Annotated in this window: 16 protein-coding genes; 5 read left to right on the top strand and 11 right to left on the bottom strand. The window is 39.4% G+C overall.

The window, feature by feature from the left end; genetic code table 11:
- Window positions 1-301 precede the first annotated feature (301 nt).
- The 4 genes from C5L21_RS01620 to C5L21_RS01605 all read right to left on the bottom strand — a co-directional run bounded on the left by C5L21_RS01620 (window position 302) and on the right by C5L21_RS01605 (window position 4,494).
- Window positions 302-1,351, bottom strand: coding sequence for a PTS sugar transporter subunit IIC (locus C5L21_RS01620; RefSeq protein WP_004905848.1), 1,050 nt, complete (start codon window positions 1,349-1,351; stop codon window positions 302-304).
- Window positions 1,352-1,413: 62 nt separating this feature from the next.
- Entirely contained in the window at window positions 1,414-2,406 is a 993-nt protein-coding gene (locus tag C5L21_RS01615) for a D-2-hydroxyacid dehydrogenase (protein WP_085699309.1), read from the bottom strand.
- Window positions 2,407-2,410: 4 nt separating this feature from the next.
- Complete coding sequence (locus C5L21_RS01610) at window positions 2,411-3,595, bottom strand: aminotransferase class I/II-fold pyridoxal phosphate-dependent enzyme (RefSeq protein WP_004905851.1); 1,185 nt, start codon at window positions 3,593-3,595, stop codon at window positions 2,411-2,413.
- A 308-nt stretch (window positions 3,596-3,903) separates the two neighbouring features.
- Window positions 3,904-4,494 carry a nucleoside/nucleotide kinase family protein gene (locus C5L21_RS01605; protein ID WP_004903765.1) on the bottom strand — a complete coding sequence of 197 codons (591 nt, stop codon included), beginning with the start codon at window positions 4,492-4,494 and terminating at the stop codon, window positions 3,904-3,906.
- 120 nt (window positions 4,495-4,614) lie between these two features.
- Between C5L21_RS01605 and C5L21_RS01600 the strand changes: the two genes are divergently transcribed.
- Window positions 4,615-6,015, top strand: coding sequence for an APC family permease (locus tag C5L21_RS01600; protein WP_085699311.1), 1,401 nt, complete (start codon window positions 4,615-4,617; stop codon window positions 6,013-6,015).
- Window positions 6,016-6,081: 66 nt separating this feature from the next.
- Here the strand turns inward: C5L21_RS01600 and ezrA are convergent, their stop codons facing one another.
- Window positions 6,082-7,794 (bottom strand): septation ring formation regulator EzrA, encoded by a 1,713-nt coding sequence (ezrA, locus tag C5L21_RS01595; protein ID WP_085699313.1) that lies wholly within the window; start codon window positions 7,792-7,794, stop codon window positions 6,082-6,084.
- Window positions 7,795-8,107: 313 nt separating this feature from the next.
- On the opposite strand from ezrA, the gene rpsD reads away from it, so the two are divergent.
- The 4 genes from rpsD (at window position 8,108) to C5L21_RS01570 (ending at window position 11,405) form a co-directional block, all read left to right on the top strand.
- Complete coding sequence (gene rpsD, locus C5L21_RS01590; protein WP_004903771.1) at window positions 8,108-8,719, top strand: 30S ribosomal protein S4; 612 nt, start codon at window positions 8,108-8,110, stop codon at window positions 8,717-8,719.
- A 116-nt stretch (window positions 8,720-8,835) separates the two neighbouring features.
- Window positions 8,836-9,207 (top strand): DUF1694 domain-containing protein, encoded by a 372-nt coding sequence (locus C5L21_RS01585; protein ID WP_085699315.1) that lies wholly within the window; start codon window positions 8,836-8,838, stop codon window positions 9,205-9,207.
- A gap of 85 nt (window positions 9,208-9,292) precedes the next feature.
- A complete protein-coding gene (locus tag C5L21_RS01580) occupies window positions 9,293-10,579 on the top strand; it encodes a replication-associated recombination protein A (protein WP_004909224.1) in 1,287 nt (428 codons plus the stop codon).
- Window positions 10,580-10,961: 382 nt separating this feature from the next.
- A complete protein-coding gene (locus tag C5L21_RS01570; protein WP_004903778.1) occupies window positions 10,962-11,405 on the top strand; it encodes a universal stress protein in 444 nt (147 codons plus the stop codon).
- Between the two features lie 53 nt (window positions 11,406-11,458).
- On the opposite strand, the gene C5L21_RS01565 is transcribed toward C5L21_RS01570, so the two are convergent.
- The 6 genes from C5L21_RS01565 to mreB all read right to left on the bottom strand — a co-directional run bounded on the left by C5L21_RS01565 (window position 11,459) and on the right by mreB (window position 16,999).
- Window positions 11,459-12,325 carry a helix-turn-helix domain-containing protein gene (locus tag C5L21_RS01565; RefSeq protein WP_133285992.1) on the bottom strand — a complete coding sequence of 289 codons (867 nt, stop codon included), beginning with the start codon at window positions 12,323-12,325 and terminating at the stop codon, window positions 11,459-11,461.
- Complete coding sequence (locus C5L21_RS01560) at window positions 12,325-13,458, bottom strand: D-alanine--D-alanine ligase family protein (RefSeq protein WP_085699317.1); 1,134 nt, start codon at window positions 13,456-13,458, stop codon at window positions 12,325-12,327. Before C5L21_RS01560 ends, C5L21_RS01565 begins: the two co-directional genes overlap by 1 nt.
- A gap of 61 nt (window positions 13,459-13,519) precedes the next feature.
- A complete protein-coding gene (locus tag C5L21_RS01555; RefSeq protein ID WP_133285991.1) occupies window positions 13,520-14,509 on the bottom strand; it encodes a DUF2785 domain-containing protein in 990 nt (329 codons plus the stop codon).
- Complete coding sequence (locus C5L21_RS01550; RefSeq protein WP_085699321.1) at window positions 14,509-15,729, bottom strand: FtsW/RodA/SpoVE family cell cycle protein; 1,221 nt, start codon at window positions 15,727-15,729, stop codon at window positions 14,509-14,511. The genes C5L21_RS01555 and C5L21_RS01550 overlap by 1 nt, the downstream gene beginning before the upstream one ends.
- Before the next feature lie 66 nt (window positions 15,730-15,795).
- Window positions 15,796-16,005 (bottom strand): DUF2969 family protein, encoded by a 210-nt coding sequence (locus tag C5L21_RS01545; protein ID WP_004899504.1) that lies wholly within the window; start codon window positions 16,003-16,005, stop codon window positions 15,796-15,798.
- 1 nt (window position 16,006) lies between these two features.
- Window positions 16,007-16,999 carry a rod shape-determining protein gene (gene mreB, locus C5L21_RS01540; protein WP_004899505.1) on the bottom strand — a complete coding sequence of 331 codons (993 nt, stop codon included), beginning with the start codon at window positions 16,997-16,999 and terminating at the stop codon, window positions 16,007-16,009.
- Window positions 17,000-17,088: the final 89 nt, after the last annotated feature.

The raw sequence follows: 17,088 nt of genomic DNA, 5'->3' as shown, positions 1-17,088 counted from the left end.
TTATTTCGTCGCTTACTTTCGCTCGCATCGCTTTCGCTTTTTGACAACTTTATTACTATACTTTATTCTTCTCGCTTTGTCAACTACTTGCTCGCGTTCTTTTTCACTCGCTCACACCGTTGCTCTCTTTCGCTCTTAAGAACATATACTAATATACCAACCTTTTCCCCCCTCGTCAACTACTTCCTTTACTTTGTTTTTACTCTTCGTTTTATCTTCCTTATCCTCTTGATTTCCCCTTGCCTCGTTCGCTTTCTGCCTGTGAGGCATGTCTTTATTTTGATAATTTTCGTTTTTGTAGTTACTGTAATGTTAATCGTAAGTCTTCTGGTTGAATCCATCTTAGTTTAACAATGAAAATCCAGCGCAAAATGACAGCAATCGTAATTGGAAAAATGATAAAAGTCACTAAAATAGCAATTATAGCGCCCACTGTTTTATTTGATAGGTTATAGGCTGTTAATGGTCCAATGAGGCCAGAGAAACCAAAGCCAGCTGAAAATGCCGTCCCCTTAATATCAAACATTGTTGCTATTGCACCCATTATTGCTGCCCCGATTGTAGTTGGCAGAAAAAGTTTGGGCTTTGTTAACATATTAGCCATCTGTATTTTAGGCGACCCAATGAAATGCGCTAGTGTCCCACCTAATGGATTAACACTAGCACCCATTGCAGCTAACGTGAAACTTGCAACGACAATACCAGCATTTGCTGCACCCGATCCGACACCTGTTAATCCAATTGCAGTCGCAATACCGACTGAAGATAATGGTGAAACAATTAGAAAGGCGAATGCGGCGCCTAGCAAAGCGCCCATAATAATGGGTGTAAAGTCTGTTGCATAAGCAACGCCAGTGCCTATCCACACTTGAACTTGCCGCAAAGGTGATAACGTAAACAACCCAATGCCACCGGCTACTAAGACCAAAAAAAGTGGCTGGATGAGTATCTTAAGATGGCCAAAGGTAACTTGCGTTAATTGCGCCAGTCCAGTCGCCAAAATAGCCACTAGAATGATATTTAAAATAACGCCAGTACCACTAATCACCATACTTTTTTGTGATTGTATAACCACCCCAGAAGACACAAACATAGCCAGGGCAATCGCCCCTGAATCAATTGCCGACATTTTCCTAATTTGGCCAACTGCAAAACCTGAAACAATTGGTAACGCACTCTGTACCAGCGTTGTCATGAAACCAACTTTCAATGCCACAACACTAGTAGGGAACAGTAGCAAAAATTGACTCACTAGCGCACTAGGTATTAAGGTAATAACAATCCCTAAGCTCGTGCCATTTAAGACATCCACAATAAATTTTTTAACGCGTTTGCGATCACTTTGAGCCATACCCTATGTCCATTGTCCTTTTCATTCTAAAATTGTGTCGCCAGTGTAAAGCTACTGATTGCTTATATTTCGTTAACAGCCTGATGACCTGATATAATCGCTAAAACATCATCCAACGCCGTATTAACCATATTGTCTACTGCAATATTTGTAAAAAAAGCAATATGTGGTGTGAGTAACACGTTTGGCATCGCCATTAATTGTCTGATTTGTGAGTTATCAATGCCTTGTTGCCTTAAATCACGGTTAAAAACGAGTGACTCACCAGTTACAGTATCTAAGGCAGCCGCTGGTATTTTACCTGAAAGCAACGCCGCAATGAGGGCCTCTGTGTTAACCACATCCCCACGTGACATGTTCAAAAACAAGCTACCTATTTTCATTTGATTAAAATCAACCGCTTGGAGTAAACCAACCGTACTATCATTTAAATCAACATGCACACTAATGACATCACTTTGAGCCAATAATGTTGCTTTAGAAACGTATGTCAGATACTTTTTTAAACATTCTTGTGGCTTGACATCGTAGGCAATCACTTTAGCACCAAGTAAATGTAGGAGCTTAGCTAACGTCCCACCAATGCGTCCAGCACCTATAATACCCACAGTAATGGTGTGAATCTCTCTCGCCTGCAAACCAGCCCAGCGAAAATCATTCTGATTCATACGTTGTTCAAAGGCCCAAGTCCGTCGCAGTAATTGAAATATTTGTGTCAAGGCGAGCTCTGCAACTGATCTAGGTGAATATTTCGGCACGTTTGTAATTTTTAAACCAGCACGTTTAGCAAGTGTAACCGGAATCATATCAACACCGGCAGTACGAGTCGTTATTTGTTTTAAGCCTTGATGAACTAATGACTGGTAGAATGCTTCATCACCACCAATATTAGCAGTCTGCTGAACAATTAAGCCATTGTACTCTGATAAATTATCATGCTGTCCGGGATGAAATTCTTCGCGTACCATATCAATTTGTAGATTGTGCGCTTTAGCATAGGTTTTAATACTAGGTTCTTCATCAGATCGTACACTCGTCATCAAAATTTTTGTCATATATTCACCGTGCCATATAGGCTGATAAACGTGCCATAGCTTCTTTTAGTTGTGCCATTGATGCAGCATAACTGATACGAATATAGCCCTCACCACCAGGACCAAAAGCAGAACCAGGTACAACTGCCAACTTATCTTTCTGGGCTAAATCTCTGGCAAATGCAACATCGTCTTGCAGATAACCGGCTGGAATTTTAGCAAAGATATAGAATGCACCTGCTGGCTTTGGCACTACAAAACCTAGCGATATCATTGTTTGATAGACAAAATCTCGTCGTGCTTGGTAAGCTTTTTTCATATCTAATGTATCTTGGCGACCAGCTTCTGTACTTAAAGCTTCAGCCGCAGCAGCCATAGCAGAATTTGTTGCCGTTGTAATCGTGAACTGATGAATCAAGCCCAATTTTGCCACCAATTCAGCAGGTCCTGCCAAGAAACCAATACGATAACCGGTCATCGCATGAGATTTTGAGACACCATTGAGTAAAATTGTCTGTTCGGGAAGATATTGAGCCATTGATACATGCTTTTCATCATAGGTAAGTTCAGAGTATATTTCATCCGAAATAACCACAATGTTAGTGTCTCGTAAGACGTCAGCAAGTGCTTTGATTTCATCTGCAGTGTAGGTTACACCAGTTGGATTAGAAGGGAAATTCAATACAATTGCCTTGATTTTATCGCCATGTTCTGCAATGGCTGCTGTTAACATTTCTGGACTTAAAACAAAGTTATTCGTTGATGTATCAATAAACACAGGTTCACCACCACCGACAATGGTAACGGGTATATATAATGGAAAAATGGGTGTTGGTAATAGGACTTTATCACCCACGTTGAGTAGCGATGTTAACACGGTATATATCGCTTCAGTTGCACCGACAGTGACAATAATTTCATTTTCTGCATGATAATCGAGTTGATAACGGTCTGCCAAGAAATTGGCAGCGGCTTTTCTCAATGCGATTGTCCCATTAGATGCTGAATAATGTGAATCATTGGCTGTTATCGAATGAATGGCGGCGGCCTTAATATGCTCAGGCACATTAAAATCTGGCTCCCCTAAAGTTAATTTCAAAATATCAGGAATCGCACTGACTTCATTATCAAATGCTCGTATAGCACTTGGTTTTACTAAATCTAAACGGTTATTAAATGAGCTTAATAATGATGGCTTTGCTTTGGGCATATTTTTCTCCTAAATTCTGCTTCCTAAATCCTGCTAATGATTTCTAACAAAAACGCACACTCGGTCGATTCCGAATGTGCGTTTACACCAGCCAATAACTGTGTTTACTTTAGCATTCGAACCGTTGATTATCCGAATACCACAACAAAATGCTTTTGGTAAACGGCTACTACCCGAAATACCAAAAGTAAAATCGCATTTTAATTTGTGTTGCTTTATTTGTCATTTGTTAAAAAACCTTAATTTTATTATGAGATAATAATAATCTTTCTTAATCAAAATGTCAAGTTATAAAATACGTCAACTTTTTATTCTAATTGTTTTTTGGGCAAACGACGACCATGCATTATATCTGTCACAAGTAAATCTAGTCTTGTTTTTGTCTTTGACCAGTCATCGTTCACTAATTCATACGCTCTCCCCTTGAGATTCTGCGGCAACTTCATATCTCTCAAAAATTCAGGTGAGGCAACACGTTGTTTGACAGCATGTGGATCATCCCCTCGCACTTGCACGCGGTCGACCAAAACAGACGGACTAGTTACCGTCACAAAAATAATAATCGCCCGTGATCCCAATTCTTGTGCATAAGTAATTGCACCAGCTGTATCCAAGACAATGGTAATATATTGGCTTTTCTGCCATGCACGGTCTAGTCCTTCATACGACGAACCGTATTTAGCCCCTGCATAGGTCACACGTTCTAAATAATGATTATTCTCAAAAGAATCATCCGTTTCAAAGTAGTAGGCAATACCATTCACTTCACGTTCTCTTGGTCGACGTGTTGTATGTGTAATCACACGAGGCATACGATAATTTTCTTGTAAATAGCGGGCAATTGTGGTTTTGCCAACACCTGTCGCACCAGTGATGACAAATACTTTGTTATCTTTCATATAATCTTATTCCTTATCTTTTCTATTGTAACGTATCTGCAAGAGCAAAGTTAGACATTCGCCTATGAAATTGCTAAAATAATAGTTATGTTTAAATTAAAATAATATGGGAGAAACATCATGTCTATCTTTGCGAGAGCATTTAAACGAGAATCTATTGATAATTATATGCAAGCCGATTCTCATATGTCACGAATATTAACCACACGTGATCTCATAGGCCTTGGTGTTGGGACTGTGATTGGGACTGGAATATTTATTTTGCCCGGCCATGAAGCTGCTCAACATGCCGGCCCAGCGGTATCTATTGCTTTTCTTATTGCGGCTATATACTCTGGCTTATCTGGCATGTCATTTGCTGAATTTTCTTCAGCTATGCCAGTTGCTGGATCAGCCTACTCATATGGTAGCGTCATTTACGGTGAAATTATTGGCTGGTTACTTGGCTGGTCCTTAATATTAGAATACTTTTTAGCCGTCTCTGCCATTGCTACTGGTTTTTCAGCCTATCTCAATAACCTGCTCTTAACCTTTGGTGTTCATATGCCAAAGTCGTTACTGGCTGGCCCAATGGAAGGCGGCATCGTGAATTTATTTGCGGTTATGATCATTCTCCTTGTTACCGCGATTTTATCTCGTGGTCTTAACGCTTCAAAGAAGATTGAAAATGGCGCCGTCATTTTAAAAGTAGCCATCCTTGGTTTGTTTATTATTGGTGGTTCATTTTTCATTAAGCATACAAACTATGTCCCATTCTATCCGAAAGAATTTCACACTGGACCACTTGGTTTAAATGGTATTATGTCAGCAACTGCAAGTATCATTTTTGCTTTCCTTGGTTTCGACACAATTGCCGCACACGCTGCCGAAGTGAAAAACCCACAAAAAACAATGGTACGCGGCATTGTTGGCACAGTTTTAATTTCTGCTTTACTATATGTCCTATTTTCAATCGTGTTAACTGGTATTGTTAACTATAAGCAACTAGGTGTTGATGACCCTGCTGCTTTTGCTCTACAGGCTATTCATCAGACGCAATTTGCTGTTGTGATTACAGTTGGTGCTTTGGTTGGTATGTTTACGGCTATTCTCGCTTTGATATATGCTTCTTCCAGACTAACTTATTCCTTTGGTCGTGACGGCTTGCTCCCACGTTCACTTGGTAAAATTTCAAAAAGTTCAAGACTACCCGTTAACGCTTTGCTTGTGGCAGTTGTGATTGAGGCTATATTTGCTGGTCTAATTCCTTTAAATACCCTAGCGAGTCTGATTAATGCTGGTACATTACTGGCTTTCACATTCATTAACTTTGGCGTACTGATTCTACGCCGACGTCAAGATTTGGCTCATGACGGTTTTAAAGTACCTGGTTATCCTGTTATCCCATTCATCGCTGGGATAATTAGTCTATATCTCATTACTAAGTTACCAATCGATACTTTAGAACTATTTAGTATCTGGGTACTTATCGGCGTTGCATGGTACTTCATATATGGTATGCGCCATTCAAAACTATCATGAATGCATATTAAAAGGCCACCTGACTTAAATCGGGTGGCCTTTTAATATATATCAAACTCAGTTTATTTATAATAGTGGCGTTTTACGACGCATATAGGCATCTACTAACTTTTCGTAGACACCAGGTTCCACACTATCAAGTGCCGGTCCCAAAACATCCATCGCCTTATCAAAGTTATAATCACGCTCGTAAAACATGCGCGCCTGCTCACTCGCAGCTGCCACCCGCTCATTAGTAGCGCGATAACGATTAGCATATTGAAGTAACTGCTCAGTTAAATTAGCTTGATCAACAATTTTATCAGTTTTTTCTTTCAAGGTATCGATGTCTGCTGAAACAATATTAAGCTGTCTTTGAACTTCGTCCATGTTAACCAATGTCGCTTGTAGTGATTTGGCTAATCTCTCCAGCTCATTCGATACTGCAAAGAAATACTCCAAATAACTGGCAGGTAGTCCGGGTAAGTTCATACGTTCAACAGCATGCTTGATGTTTTCAATATCTTGTTGGTATTGTCCACCAAATTGTCTTGCAGAACGCTGCGCTTTTTCAAGTCCAGAAATTTTATCCCAAATCTCTATTTGTTGTGCCTCTATTTCAGAAACATGTGCCAGTAACTTTTCTTGCTTAGCCTGTAATTCACTAAAGGACATTTCTGAAGATTCGAGCAAATCATCATTATGGTTAACTTGTTCTTCAGCCGCATTAATTTGTTCTAAAAGCGTCCGGCGCATTTCAATTTCTCTATTGTTGAATTGGAAACTTTGGCCTAAGCGATCTAATTCAATCGCCAATGTACTATTTTGCTCACGTAACCGCAACAAATCTGATGATAGTTGGTCCGCGTGTTTAGTTACTTGCTGACGCGCCGTCATTTCAGTTTCCATCATATCGTAGAGTGTCTCAATTCGTCTTTCGATATAACCATTTTGTTCTGAAACTTCTTTTAACTTTAATTCACTGAGCAACTTTAATACTTGCTGACGTTGGTCATCAATAGCATTAAGCTCCTGATTAATTGTATCGTTTGGAAAAACGTAACCTTGCGCAACTAAATCAGAATGCCCCTGTGACAATTCATTGAGTTGCTCAACGTAGACCCTATCTACTTTATCAAACAGGTCTGGGATGTCTGCCATCATGTTTTCCATTTGTGTGGTTTCCATGGCTAGCTGTTCGTATATATCGGATGCTGTTGCGTGATCCCCATCTTCAGTTAAACGTGTGAATTCATCATAGTCGGCTTCTAGTTGTGACAAAAACTTATCTAACCCTGCGTTTGCTGGCCCAAATTTGAAGTTTTCAGCTAATAATCGTTTGCGCAAGTCGTCATATTTTTTCTTTAAATCATTGATTGCTTCACGATGCGCTTCATTAATTTTTTTGAGCTCGGTTAACCCTTTTCGGACATCACTGATTGTTTGTTCCGTTTCGTTGACCATCGCCTCCAAACGTGCCAATTCATGACGCGTTTTAATAAAATTAATACCCCGTGCTTCAAATAATACTAAATTAGCCTGTTGATCAATTTTTAAGAACTTATTGTTTTTAACGTCGTTAAACTGTCTTTCAAGATTCTGATACTCTTTTAAGGACTGTCCAGTTAATGATAACTTCCGCCCTTCAACTAACTCCTCGCGTACCTTCAAAGACGCTAGCTGTTCTTTTCTGAGCTTGAAAACATTGACTTTTTTAATTGTAGTTCGTTGCATCGCAAAAATTGCTATGTAAGCAATAATAACGATACCTAAAATAATAGCTAATATAGTTAAATTCATGTGTTTTTATCCCATTTTTATTGATAACCCAATTCTAACACGCTGTGCCTTGGTTATACAGTAACAGACTGTCTTTTTTGCCAAATCTCAACTCGTTTACACTTTTCTTAATAACTTGCTATGCTGTCTAGTTTCTGTTATTATTAAAAGAAGTTGTTAATTGAGTAGCAGTAAGTAAAGAAGCGCGTCAACAACGCCCCAAATCGTTAGTAAGGCCATAGCTACTGGTTCTGAGAAACGTCAAGTTAGGCGCTGCACGCATCTGGTACTTACCCTCAAATGTACGACAAAATACATTTTGGAGGACATATACATGTCACGTTATACAGGTCCAAAGTGGCGCATTTCACGTCGCTTGGGTGTTTCATTGTCAGGTACTGGTAAAGAATTGTCACGTCGCGCATACGCGCCTGGCGATCACGGTGCCGGACGCCGCGCTAAGATTTCTGAATATGGTATGCAGTTGCGCGAAAAGCAAAAGTTGCGTTTTACTTACGGTTTGACAGAACGTCAATTCCACGCTTTGTTTAACAAGGCGGGTAAGATTCGTAAAGGTACTCACGGTACTAACTTTATGATCTTGTTGGAGCAACGTTTGGATTCACTTGTTTATCGACTTGGTTTTGCAACAACACGTCAACAAGCACGTCAGTTGGTTAACCATGGTCACATCATGGTCGATGGTAAGCGTGTTGATATTCCATCATACAACGTTACCCCTGGTCAAGTTGTTTCAGTACGCGATAAGTCAAAAAACATTGTACCTATCCAAGCTGCTGTTGAATCAGTTGTTGCACGTCCACAATTCGTATCATTTGATGCTGAAAAGCTTGAAGGATCACTCGTTCGCTTACCTGAACGTGAAGAATTAGATGCCGACCTTAACGAAGCTTTGATCGTCGAATACTACAACCGTTTGGGTTAATATACTTAATCTGATTCTGGTTGAAACGTCACCTTTGGGTGGCGTTTTTTGTTTGTCATGTTATTTAATCATAACGTATAATAGAAGTACTACAACGTATCGGAGAATAAAAATCTATGGATATCAATGAACGCCTGCAACAAGAACAATTAGGTGGTCAGCCTAAAATCAACCCCGACGAACAACGTCGATACTTGGGTACTTTTCGTGAACGTGTCATTGCAGCAATAAAAGTATCTCAGCTAACCGATAAAACTATCCAGTCTCAATTTGAAAAGATATTAACCAAACATTCAACCGGAAAAGTCTTAATTGACCAAACCCTCACCACTGATAATTTTCCAACATTTGTCAGTTTAGCAACCAAAACACATCATCCATTTACTGTGTTATCTGATGTTACTGTTAAAAATCAAGTAACCGACCCGATTGCCGTTTTACTGGCAGCGGATACAGCTGTCAACGTCAATACTATTTATCTAGACTAGTTCACTAAAGAAAGGCATTTGAGAAACTATCTTGAAGCATGTCAATCATAGACTTCAACTTGTTTACTCAATATGAAAAATGACTATGCAGCAACCACTTGCTTATCGTATGCGCCCAAATAAAATTGAAGACATTGTTGGCCAACAGCATCTTGTTGGCTCTGGTAAAATCATTTGGCGTATGGTGGCTGCTAAACGCTTAAGTTCAATGATTTTATACGGCCCCCCAGGAACAGGAAAAACATCAATTGCTTCAGCAATCGCCGGTTCATCTAAATATGCTTTTCGTGTGCTAAATGCCGCAACAGATAGTCAAAAAGACTTACAGATTGTTGCTGAAGAGGCTAAAATGTCTGGTACTGTTGTCTTGTTACTAGATGAAATTCATCGTTTAAACAAAGTAAAACAAGATTTTTTATTACCACATCTGGAATCAGGCGCCATTATTTTAATTGGTGCAACTACTGAAAATCCTTATATCAACGTCACGCCAGCAATACGCTCACGAACACAAATTTTCCAAGTGACGCCTTTAACTGAAGATGACATTAAAAGTGCAGTCCATCGTGCATTAAAAGATGACACACATGGTTTAGGCAAATATAAAGTGACGCTAACAGATGACGCAATGAATCATTTGGCACAAGCAACAAATGGTGATTTGCGTAGTGCACTCAATGGTTTAGAATTGGCTGTTTTATCCACACCAACAGCAAAAGATAAGACAATTCACATTACGTTACCAGTCATTGAAGAAACTGTTCAGCGAAAGGCGATGTTTGCTGATAAAGATGGTGATGCGCATTATGACGTGATATCTGCTTTGCAAAAATCAATTCGGGGATCTGATACAGATGCTGCATTGCACTACGCTGCACGTATCATAGAGTCTGGTGATTTACCTATCTTAACTCGGCGATTAACTGTTATCGCTTATGAAGATATTGGTTTGGCCAACCCCACTGCTGTGCAACATGCTGTCACAGCTATCCAATCTGCTCAATCACTTGGCTTGCCAGAAGCACGCATTCCCTTAGCCAATGCCATTATAGAATTAGCGTTATCACCTAAATCCAACGCTGCTTATTTAGCCATTGATAAGGCACTTAGCGACATCCAATCCGGTAAAACAGGTGATGTGCCAGATCATCTTAGGGATTCACATTACAAAGGTGCCGCTGAACTCGGTCATGGCAAAGGTTATATCTATCCTCATGATTTTGACAATGATTGGGTTCCACAACAATATTTACCAGAAAAAATTAGCCAGACACAGTATTTTAGTCCTAAAGGTAATTCAAAAATTGAAAAAGCGTTCAGCGACGTTTATCAAACATTAAAAAAATCTCAGCGTGACGGATTAGACTCCTGACACACTGCTGCTTTTCATTTTGTCAAGACTAGTGATACCCGAATTTTTGCGTTATAATATATTATGAATTACTCAGATATACGCATTGCTACATTATCAGCTTTTTCCTTACAACCTTTATATTTCGGTTGGGAATTCTTGACTTAGAAGATCTGCCTTCTCATTTGGTAATCTGACAATCTTGATGAACCATCCACCTCGATAAATTCGAGGAAAATCTGCGTAGCGATTAACGGTATCAAGAGTATTCCGGGTTTAACCCGTGCGTTCACATCATGTGAGCGCTTTTTTTGAAAGAATGATTGCAAAAATTGAAAAAGACTATTATTTTTTCAATGTAAGCGTTATACTTAGTGTATAAACAGACTTAAGGAGAACGATCATGACAGCAAACTACAACAAGATTTTAGTACCAATGGATGGTTCAAAAGAATCAGAAGCTGCACTTGTACGTGCCATTGAGTTAGCCAACGACGCCGGTGAAAGCGGTGTTTTGTCAATCTTAAATGTCATTGATACACGCGCATTTCAAAATGTGGCTAGCTTTGATGATACTATGGTTGAAGCTGTATCAGATGAAACACGTAAGAGTCTTGAAAAGTACAAGCAGCAAGCGCTTGATGCGGGTGTCAAGAATGTGGACTATCTCATTGAGTATGGCTCACCTAAAACACTAATCGCTAAAGAAGTCCCAAATGAAGTTAGTGCTGATATCATCGTTATCGGTGCAACTGGTTTGAACGCTGTTGAGCGTCTTGTTATTGGATCAGTAACAGAATTTGTCACGCGTACAGCAAAAGTTGACGTACTAGTCGTACGTGGTTAATTTTGATTAATTAAGCTCTAAAAAAAAGGTCTCACACAATGTGAGACCTTTTTTTAGAACTTAATTGTATCCAACTGAGCTAAACGTGCTTCTGCTTTTTGGCAATTTGACAAATAGGCAGCAACATGAGCATAATGAATCTGTTTTTGTGCAGCTTCGTGATTACCACGCTTTTCTTCAACTTGTGCTAATAATTCACTCAAGTCAGGCACCCAGAATAGATCAACCCGCTTACGTAAAATTTCTAACCCCTCAGTCAACAAATCAGCTGCCTTATCCAATTCATTCTGTGCAATCAAAAATTCAGCATAATATTGCCGGCCTTGTAATGCACCATGGAATTCCATATCACCCGCAGTCAACAAATTAGGTTCTAGTTCAAATGCGCACTCAAATTTTTCCTTCGCTGCTTCAATATCACCTTGCAAGTAATAGTTGGTGCCCATTTGACGGTAAGCATAGAATGTATAAAAATCACCTAATGATGGTGTTCTGGTATCAACTGCCAGGTCAGCATAGTGTACGACTTCAGCAAAGTCTTTTTTATTGTGACAAGCATCTGCAGCTTTTAAAATATAATAAGCTTGTAGCGTTGGTGCATTTTGACTTAAAGCTTTTTCAAACTCAGCAAACTCGGACAAGGCATCATGTTTCATTTCTAACACAACTTTGCCAAGTAATTCTTTGGCTTTTTGTGTTAAAAAGTCACCCGAAACAAATTCAGAAATATCTAAATTTAAACGATCGAGTATCGCCAATAAAACATCAGCGTTTGGTACACGATTTTGATTTTCAACAAGAGAAATGGTGGCTTGTGTTGTAATGCCTTCTGCTAACTCTACTTGCGATAAATGCATTTTCTTTCGCGCCGCGCGAATTGCCTTACCATCAAAACTATCGTTTCTATTGTTTTTTACCATTAGTTAAACTTCCCTATTTTTTCTTCACCTAGACTAACAAATTCATAACTTAATTGTGCATTCTTTTCAAATTCAGCAAAGCCATAATCAATCAATTTATCGACTAACTCAACATTATCTATATCTGAATAATCCCACAGGCGCTTAAATAGTGACATGTTTGTAAAACCAGGTAAGGTGTTTGGTTCGCCAAGATATGGTACATTATTCTCATCTAATAAGAAGTCCATACGTGCTTCACCTCTTAAATCGAGTACTTTATAAGCTTTTAAAGCCATATCTTTTACTTCAGCAGTAACAGCATCTGGCAGATTAGCTGGAATTTCAAACTGCACACTTGAATTATCAACGAATTTATTATTGTAATCGTACCATGCATCGCCATCGCCTTGATTTGGTACATGATGGGCACCTATTTCAGACACAATAGGGGCTTCGTTCCCAATCACACCAACTTCAAGTTCACGTGGCCCCTTGACAGCCGCTTCAATCAATACTTTATAATCGTACTGGAATGAGTCCGTTAATGCAGCCTCAAACTCATCTGCCGTTTTAGCACGTGATACGCCAACGGATGAGCCTTGATTAGCCGCTTTAACAAAGACAACGTCACCAAGGTCTTTCACAACTTGCGCCCAAGTTAATGTTTTTGCTGTCTTTTCATCAACCACAATGTATTTTGTATTGCGAATATTATTAACAGTTAATAATTCTTTGGTTAATACTTTATCAAAACTAACGGCATGACCGCGCAAAGGTGCCCCAACATATGGCTTGTTGAGCAACTTGAACAACCCTTGTAATGTGCCATCTTCGCCTAAGTTACCATGAACAACAGGGAAGAAAATATCAAAATCACCAGCCGCACGCAAAGCATTGATACGGCTTAATGGGTCTTGCTGATCAACTGTCGTCATATAGTCTGCAACAATTGGCCTTTCATCTTCCAAAGCCAAAATGCGCTTTGATCTTTCTGGATCAAGCACATAACCATTTTGGGCAATAGCAAAAACCGTTATACGATATTTGCCTGTCGCTAAAATAGCATCATAAAAGTTTTGTGCTGAACGTTTAGAAACATCGTGTTCTGAAGAATTTCCACCGAATATTAAAGCAACATGTTTTTTTGTCATTTTCTTTCACTCCAAATTTTATTATATCAAAACAAAGTAATATTAATCAAGAAATACCCTATTATGTCAGAAAGTCTCGTGTCTCGGAAACATAGTTAAATATTTTTTCAGGCACATTATCCTTGCCTCGTAAAATAATGGTATTAAAGAAGCGCGCGCGATTGTACATTTGATGCCACCGACCCTCATTTTGTGGTGGCTGACGGGTAACCAGATCTTTGCGCCATAATTTAAGTGTTAATAAAATATAATCATGGTACAAAGGGTGCGCATTAGCGCTATACATGGTCACTTCAACCAGTCTCTCTGTTTCACCCATATTGAGAGGCTGCTGCAATTCACGATAACCAGCCAGCATACTTGCTAGTAAAAATAGCTTGTCTGCTCGCAGTAACTGTGGCATCATGAGTATCTCAGCAACTGCATTGCCTATGTGAGTAAAGGCGTGTGCCCAACCATTCGTGCCAATAAAGCCACGCGTATCACGTTCTATTGCAACGTACAAAGCAATTTGGTTAATGACAATTGCCAACTGCTGTGGCGCCATAAAAGCTGACTTGGTTCTTTGTGTAAAAAGTAATAATGACAACACTAAGATACTAAAAGAGCGTTGATAAATTGCCGCATTATTTGGTTCGAAAATGTGTGAAAATAGCACATCATCACTAATCAAGTACGATGTCAGCCACCGCATTTGCTCATCAGATAATAAGTCATTTTGTATCACATCACTTAGAAAAAAGAACGCACCAGTATCACGATACTTTGGCAATGGATTCGCTAATTGTGCTGCTGCTAAATGCAAATCTGCATCTGAAACCATATCTAAACCATCACCACTTCTGTGATTATCTAAGCGTTGACTGTAGGCTTTCATTTTTGCCAATGCATCGTCACCATTTTCTGGTAACTGAACTGGCGTTTTTGGCTGAACTTTAACTTGAGTTAAAGTGTCGCTAAGCACCTCGCCGATTGACTGAAATATATCACCTACACGTGTCTTTTGCTGTATGGCTATAAATTGTGTGCGTAAATTTTCTAATTTATCCATTAAACTGAAAAACCTGTCGATTCCGTAAAGGTTGTGTTTTGCTGTTGGTAACCAATGGTTAAAATCAGCCCGACACCAATCATATTACCCAAAAGAGAAGAACCACCTTGTGAAATAAATGGTAGTGGAATACCCGTTAACGGTAACAAACCAATACTCATACCGATGTTTTCAAAAACGTGAAAGACAACCATCATGACAACGCCTGTTGCAATATAGGCATAAAACGCATTTTGTGCCCTAAATGTTGCTCTAATTAACCGATAGATTAAGGCAAAGTATAATACAATTAACAACGTGCCACCAACGAAACCAAAACTTTCACCAATAACCGAAAATATCATATCGGACTCTCTGACTGGCACATAAACTTTGAGATGGCCAAAACCCTGCCCCGTTAACTGTCCCGAACCAATTGCTTTCAAGCTTTGATATGTTTGATAACCCTTTGAAGAAGTGTCTTGATCGGGATGCAACCATGTCTGAATACGATCAAATTGGTATAACTTGAAGCCAAGGGCATCCAAAATAACTTTTCCTGTGGGTGAAAGAACGAGTGCCAAAAGTGTCGCGCCTATCGTCGATGCTAACGCTATTACAGGAGCTAAAATCCGCCAAGTTACGCCCGAAACTAAAGCAACACCACCTAAAATAGCAATAAAAACTAGTAACGTTCCCAAATCAGGCTGTAATAAAATAAGCACAGCGATTGGTAGAAAACATAACGCCATCTTACCTAACAAGATTGCATCAGATTTAACATTATGGTGTTCATACAGGCGATTATGTTGTACCACAACACGACTAAGCATTAAAATGAAAGCAGGTTTAACCACTTCAGTCGGCTGAAAAGACACAGGGCCAAAGACAAACCATGATTTGGCACCTGTAGAAGCTGCCATTGAACGATCATAGAAAATAAGCACAGCAATTAATAGAAATATACCCAGACCATAAGCGATTGGTGCTAATCGCCATAACTGTGATGCATCAAATCGCAACAAAAAAGCGATAATAATCGCACCAATAATCCAGAAGGCGCCTTGTACAATTGTGGTACGCAGTGCTAACTGCATTGTGCCATACTGTGCGTGTAACGACGCTTGGAAAATTGAACTCAAACCAATAATCATGAGTAGCAGTAACGATAAAATAATACCCCAATCAAGTTCTGAACCTGACGTTCGGTTACTGATTTGGCGTGATGGTATATTTTGCATATTGATGTCCCCTCACCTATGTACAAGCCCTTATCACAAAAGATGATAAGGGCTTTTTTAACTATTTTACTGATAGAGATTAAAACTGGATAAAACAGCTTGTATTGCTTCATCTTGTGTTTTTGCTTGATTAATAACAGCTTGCTTACCAAAATAACCTGAGAAGCCACGGTCACTTGCTATAACATACCCAATTTGTTTATTGTCAATCAATACTTGTGTCTGACCATCGTTATCGATTAGCTCAACATTAAAATTTTGATTTTTTTTTCGCATTTTATAATCCCTTATGGCTTGATTTCATATGTTCTAATAATGCCCCGGCACCCTTAGCAACATTATCAAGTGGTGAATCAGAGACAACGACAGGCACCTCTAGCGCATCAGAAAGCAATTGATCCATGCCGTGCAAAAGTGCGCCACCACCAGTTAACATGATACCGCGATCAATAATGTCAGCTGCTAATTCAGGTGGCAACTTTGCTAAGACAGAGTGTGCAGCACGGACAATTTGTTGTAGCGTATCGTGTAATGCCTCTTCGACTTCGTTTGAGTTAATCGTAATAGTTTTTGGCATACCTTCAAAATTATCACGACCGCGGACTTCCATTGTCAAAGGTTCATCGACAGGCAACGCTGAACCAATCTGAATTTTAATAGTTTCAGCCGTACGCTCTCCGACAATTAAATTGTGACGGCGCTTTAAGTAACCAACAATATCAAAATTCATCTTGTCACCGGCAATACGAATTGACTCAGACACAACAATATCGCCAAGTGAGAGGACGGCGATATCTGATGTACCACCACCCATATCAATTACCATCGATCCGATTGGTTTGAAAATATCTAATCCTGCACCGACAGCCGCAACCTTTGGTTCGTATTCTAAGTAGACTTTAGCGCCCCCAGCTTTTTCAGCAGCTTGAATAATTGCTTTTCGTTCGATTTCAGTAATATTTGTTGGTGCGCAAATCATAATGTTAGGCTTAGACATGAAGCCCTTAACATTTAATTTGTCAACGAAGTAGGTTAGCATTGCTTCAGTAACATCAAAATCAGAAATCACACCGTCTTTCAAAGGACGCACGGCGCGTATGTTGCCCGGTGTACGCCCAACCATTCGATAAGCTTCCGAGCCAACGGCCAACACACGATCTGTTTTATCATCTACTGCAACAACAGAAGGTTCATTCAAAACGATGCCCTTACCTTCTACATAAATGAGAACATTGGCTGTTCCCAAGTCAATGCCAATATCTTTTGCCATGTTTATTCTCCAGCATTTTTATTTTTATAAAGGGGCACAAATGTACCAAATTATCTACATAATCTAGTCAATTATACCATAATTTGTTC

The sequence above is a fragment of the Leuconostoc citreum genome, from assembly GCF_004354555.1.
GTDB lineage: Bacteria > Bacillota > Bacilli > Lactobacillales > Lactobacillaceae > Leuconostoc > Leuconostoc citreum.
The sequence above is the reverse complement of the archived record's forward strand: the minus strand, read 5'-3'. Positions and strand labels throughout refer to the sequence as shown.

Excerpts from the sequence above, each read along its gene's own strand:
- C5L21_RS01620 (WP_004905848.1), bottom strand. The coding sequence starts at position 1,351 with ATGGCTCAAAGTGATCGCAAACGCGTTAAAAAATTTATTGTGGATGTC.
- ezrA (WP_085699313.1), bottom strand. The coding sequence starts at position 7,794 with ATGAATTTAACTATATTAGCTATTATTTTAGGTATCGTTATTATTGCT.
- C5L21_RS01545 (WP_004899504.1), bottom strand. The coding sequence starts at position 16,005 with ATGCGAAAAAAAAATCAAAATTTTAATGTTGAGCTAATCGATAACGAT.
- C5L21_RS01555 (WP_133285991.1), bottom strand. The coding sequence starts at position 14,509 with ATGGATAAATTAGAAAATTTACGCACACAATTTATAGCCATACAGCAA.
- C5L21_RS01565 (WP_133285992.1), bottom strand. The coding sequence starts at position 12,325 with ATGGTAAAAAACAATAGAAACGATAGTTTTGATGGTAAGGCAATTCGC.
- C5L21_RS01580 (WP_004909224.1), top strand. The coding sequence starts at position 9,293 with ATGCAGCAACCACTTGCTTATCGTATGCGCCCAAATAAAATTGAAGAC.
- mreB (WP_004899505.1), bottom strand. The coding sequence starts at position 16,999 with ATGGCAAAAGATATTGGCATTGACTTGGGAACAGCCAATGTTCTCATT.
- C5L21_RS01600 (WP_085699311.1), top strand. The coding sequence starts at position 4,615 with ATGTCTATCTTTGCGAGAGCATTTAAACGAGAATCTATTGATAATTAT.
- C5L21_RS01550 (WP_085699321.1), bottom strand. The coding sequence starts at position 15,729 with ATGCAAAATATACCATCACGCCAAATCAGTAACCGAACGTCAGGTTCA.
- C5L21_RS01615 (WP_085699309.1), bottom strand. The coding sequence starts at position 2,406 with ATGACAAAAATTTTGATGACGAGTGTACGATCTGATGAAGAACCTAGT.
- C5L21_RS01585 (WP_085699315.1), top strand. The coding sequence starts at position 8,836 with ATGGATATCAATGAACGCCTGCAACAAGAACAATTAGGTGGTCAGCCT.
- C5L21_RS01570 (WP_004903778.1), top strand. The coding sequence starts at position 10,962 with ATGACAGCAAACTACAACAAGATTTTAGTACCAATGGATGGTTCAAAA.
- C5L21_RS01560 (WP_085699317.1), bottom strand. The coding sequence starts at position 13,458 with ATGACAAAAAAACATGTTGCTTTAATATTCGGTGGAAATTCTTCAGAA.
- C5L21_RS01610 (WP_004905851.1), bottom strand. The coding sequence starts at position 3,595 with ATGCCCAAAGCAAAGCCATCATTATTAAGCTCATTTAATAACCGTTTA.
- rpsD (WP_004903771.1), top strand. The coding sequence starts at position 8,108 with ATGTCACGTTATACAGGTCCAAAGTGGCGCATTTCACGTCGCTTGGGT.
- C5L21_RS01605 (WP_004903765.1), bottom strand. The coding sequence starts at position 4,494 with ATGAAAGATAACAAAGTATTTGTCATCACTGGTGCGACAGGTGTTGGC.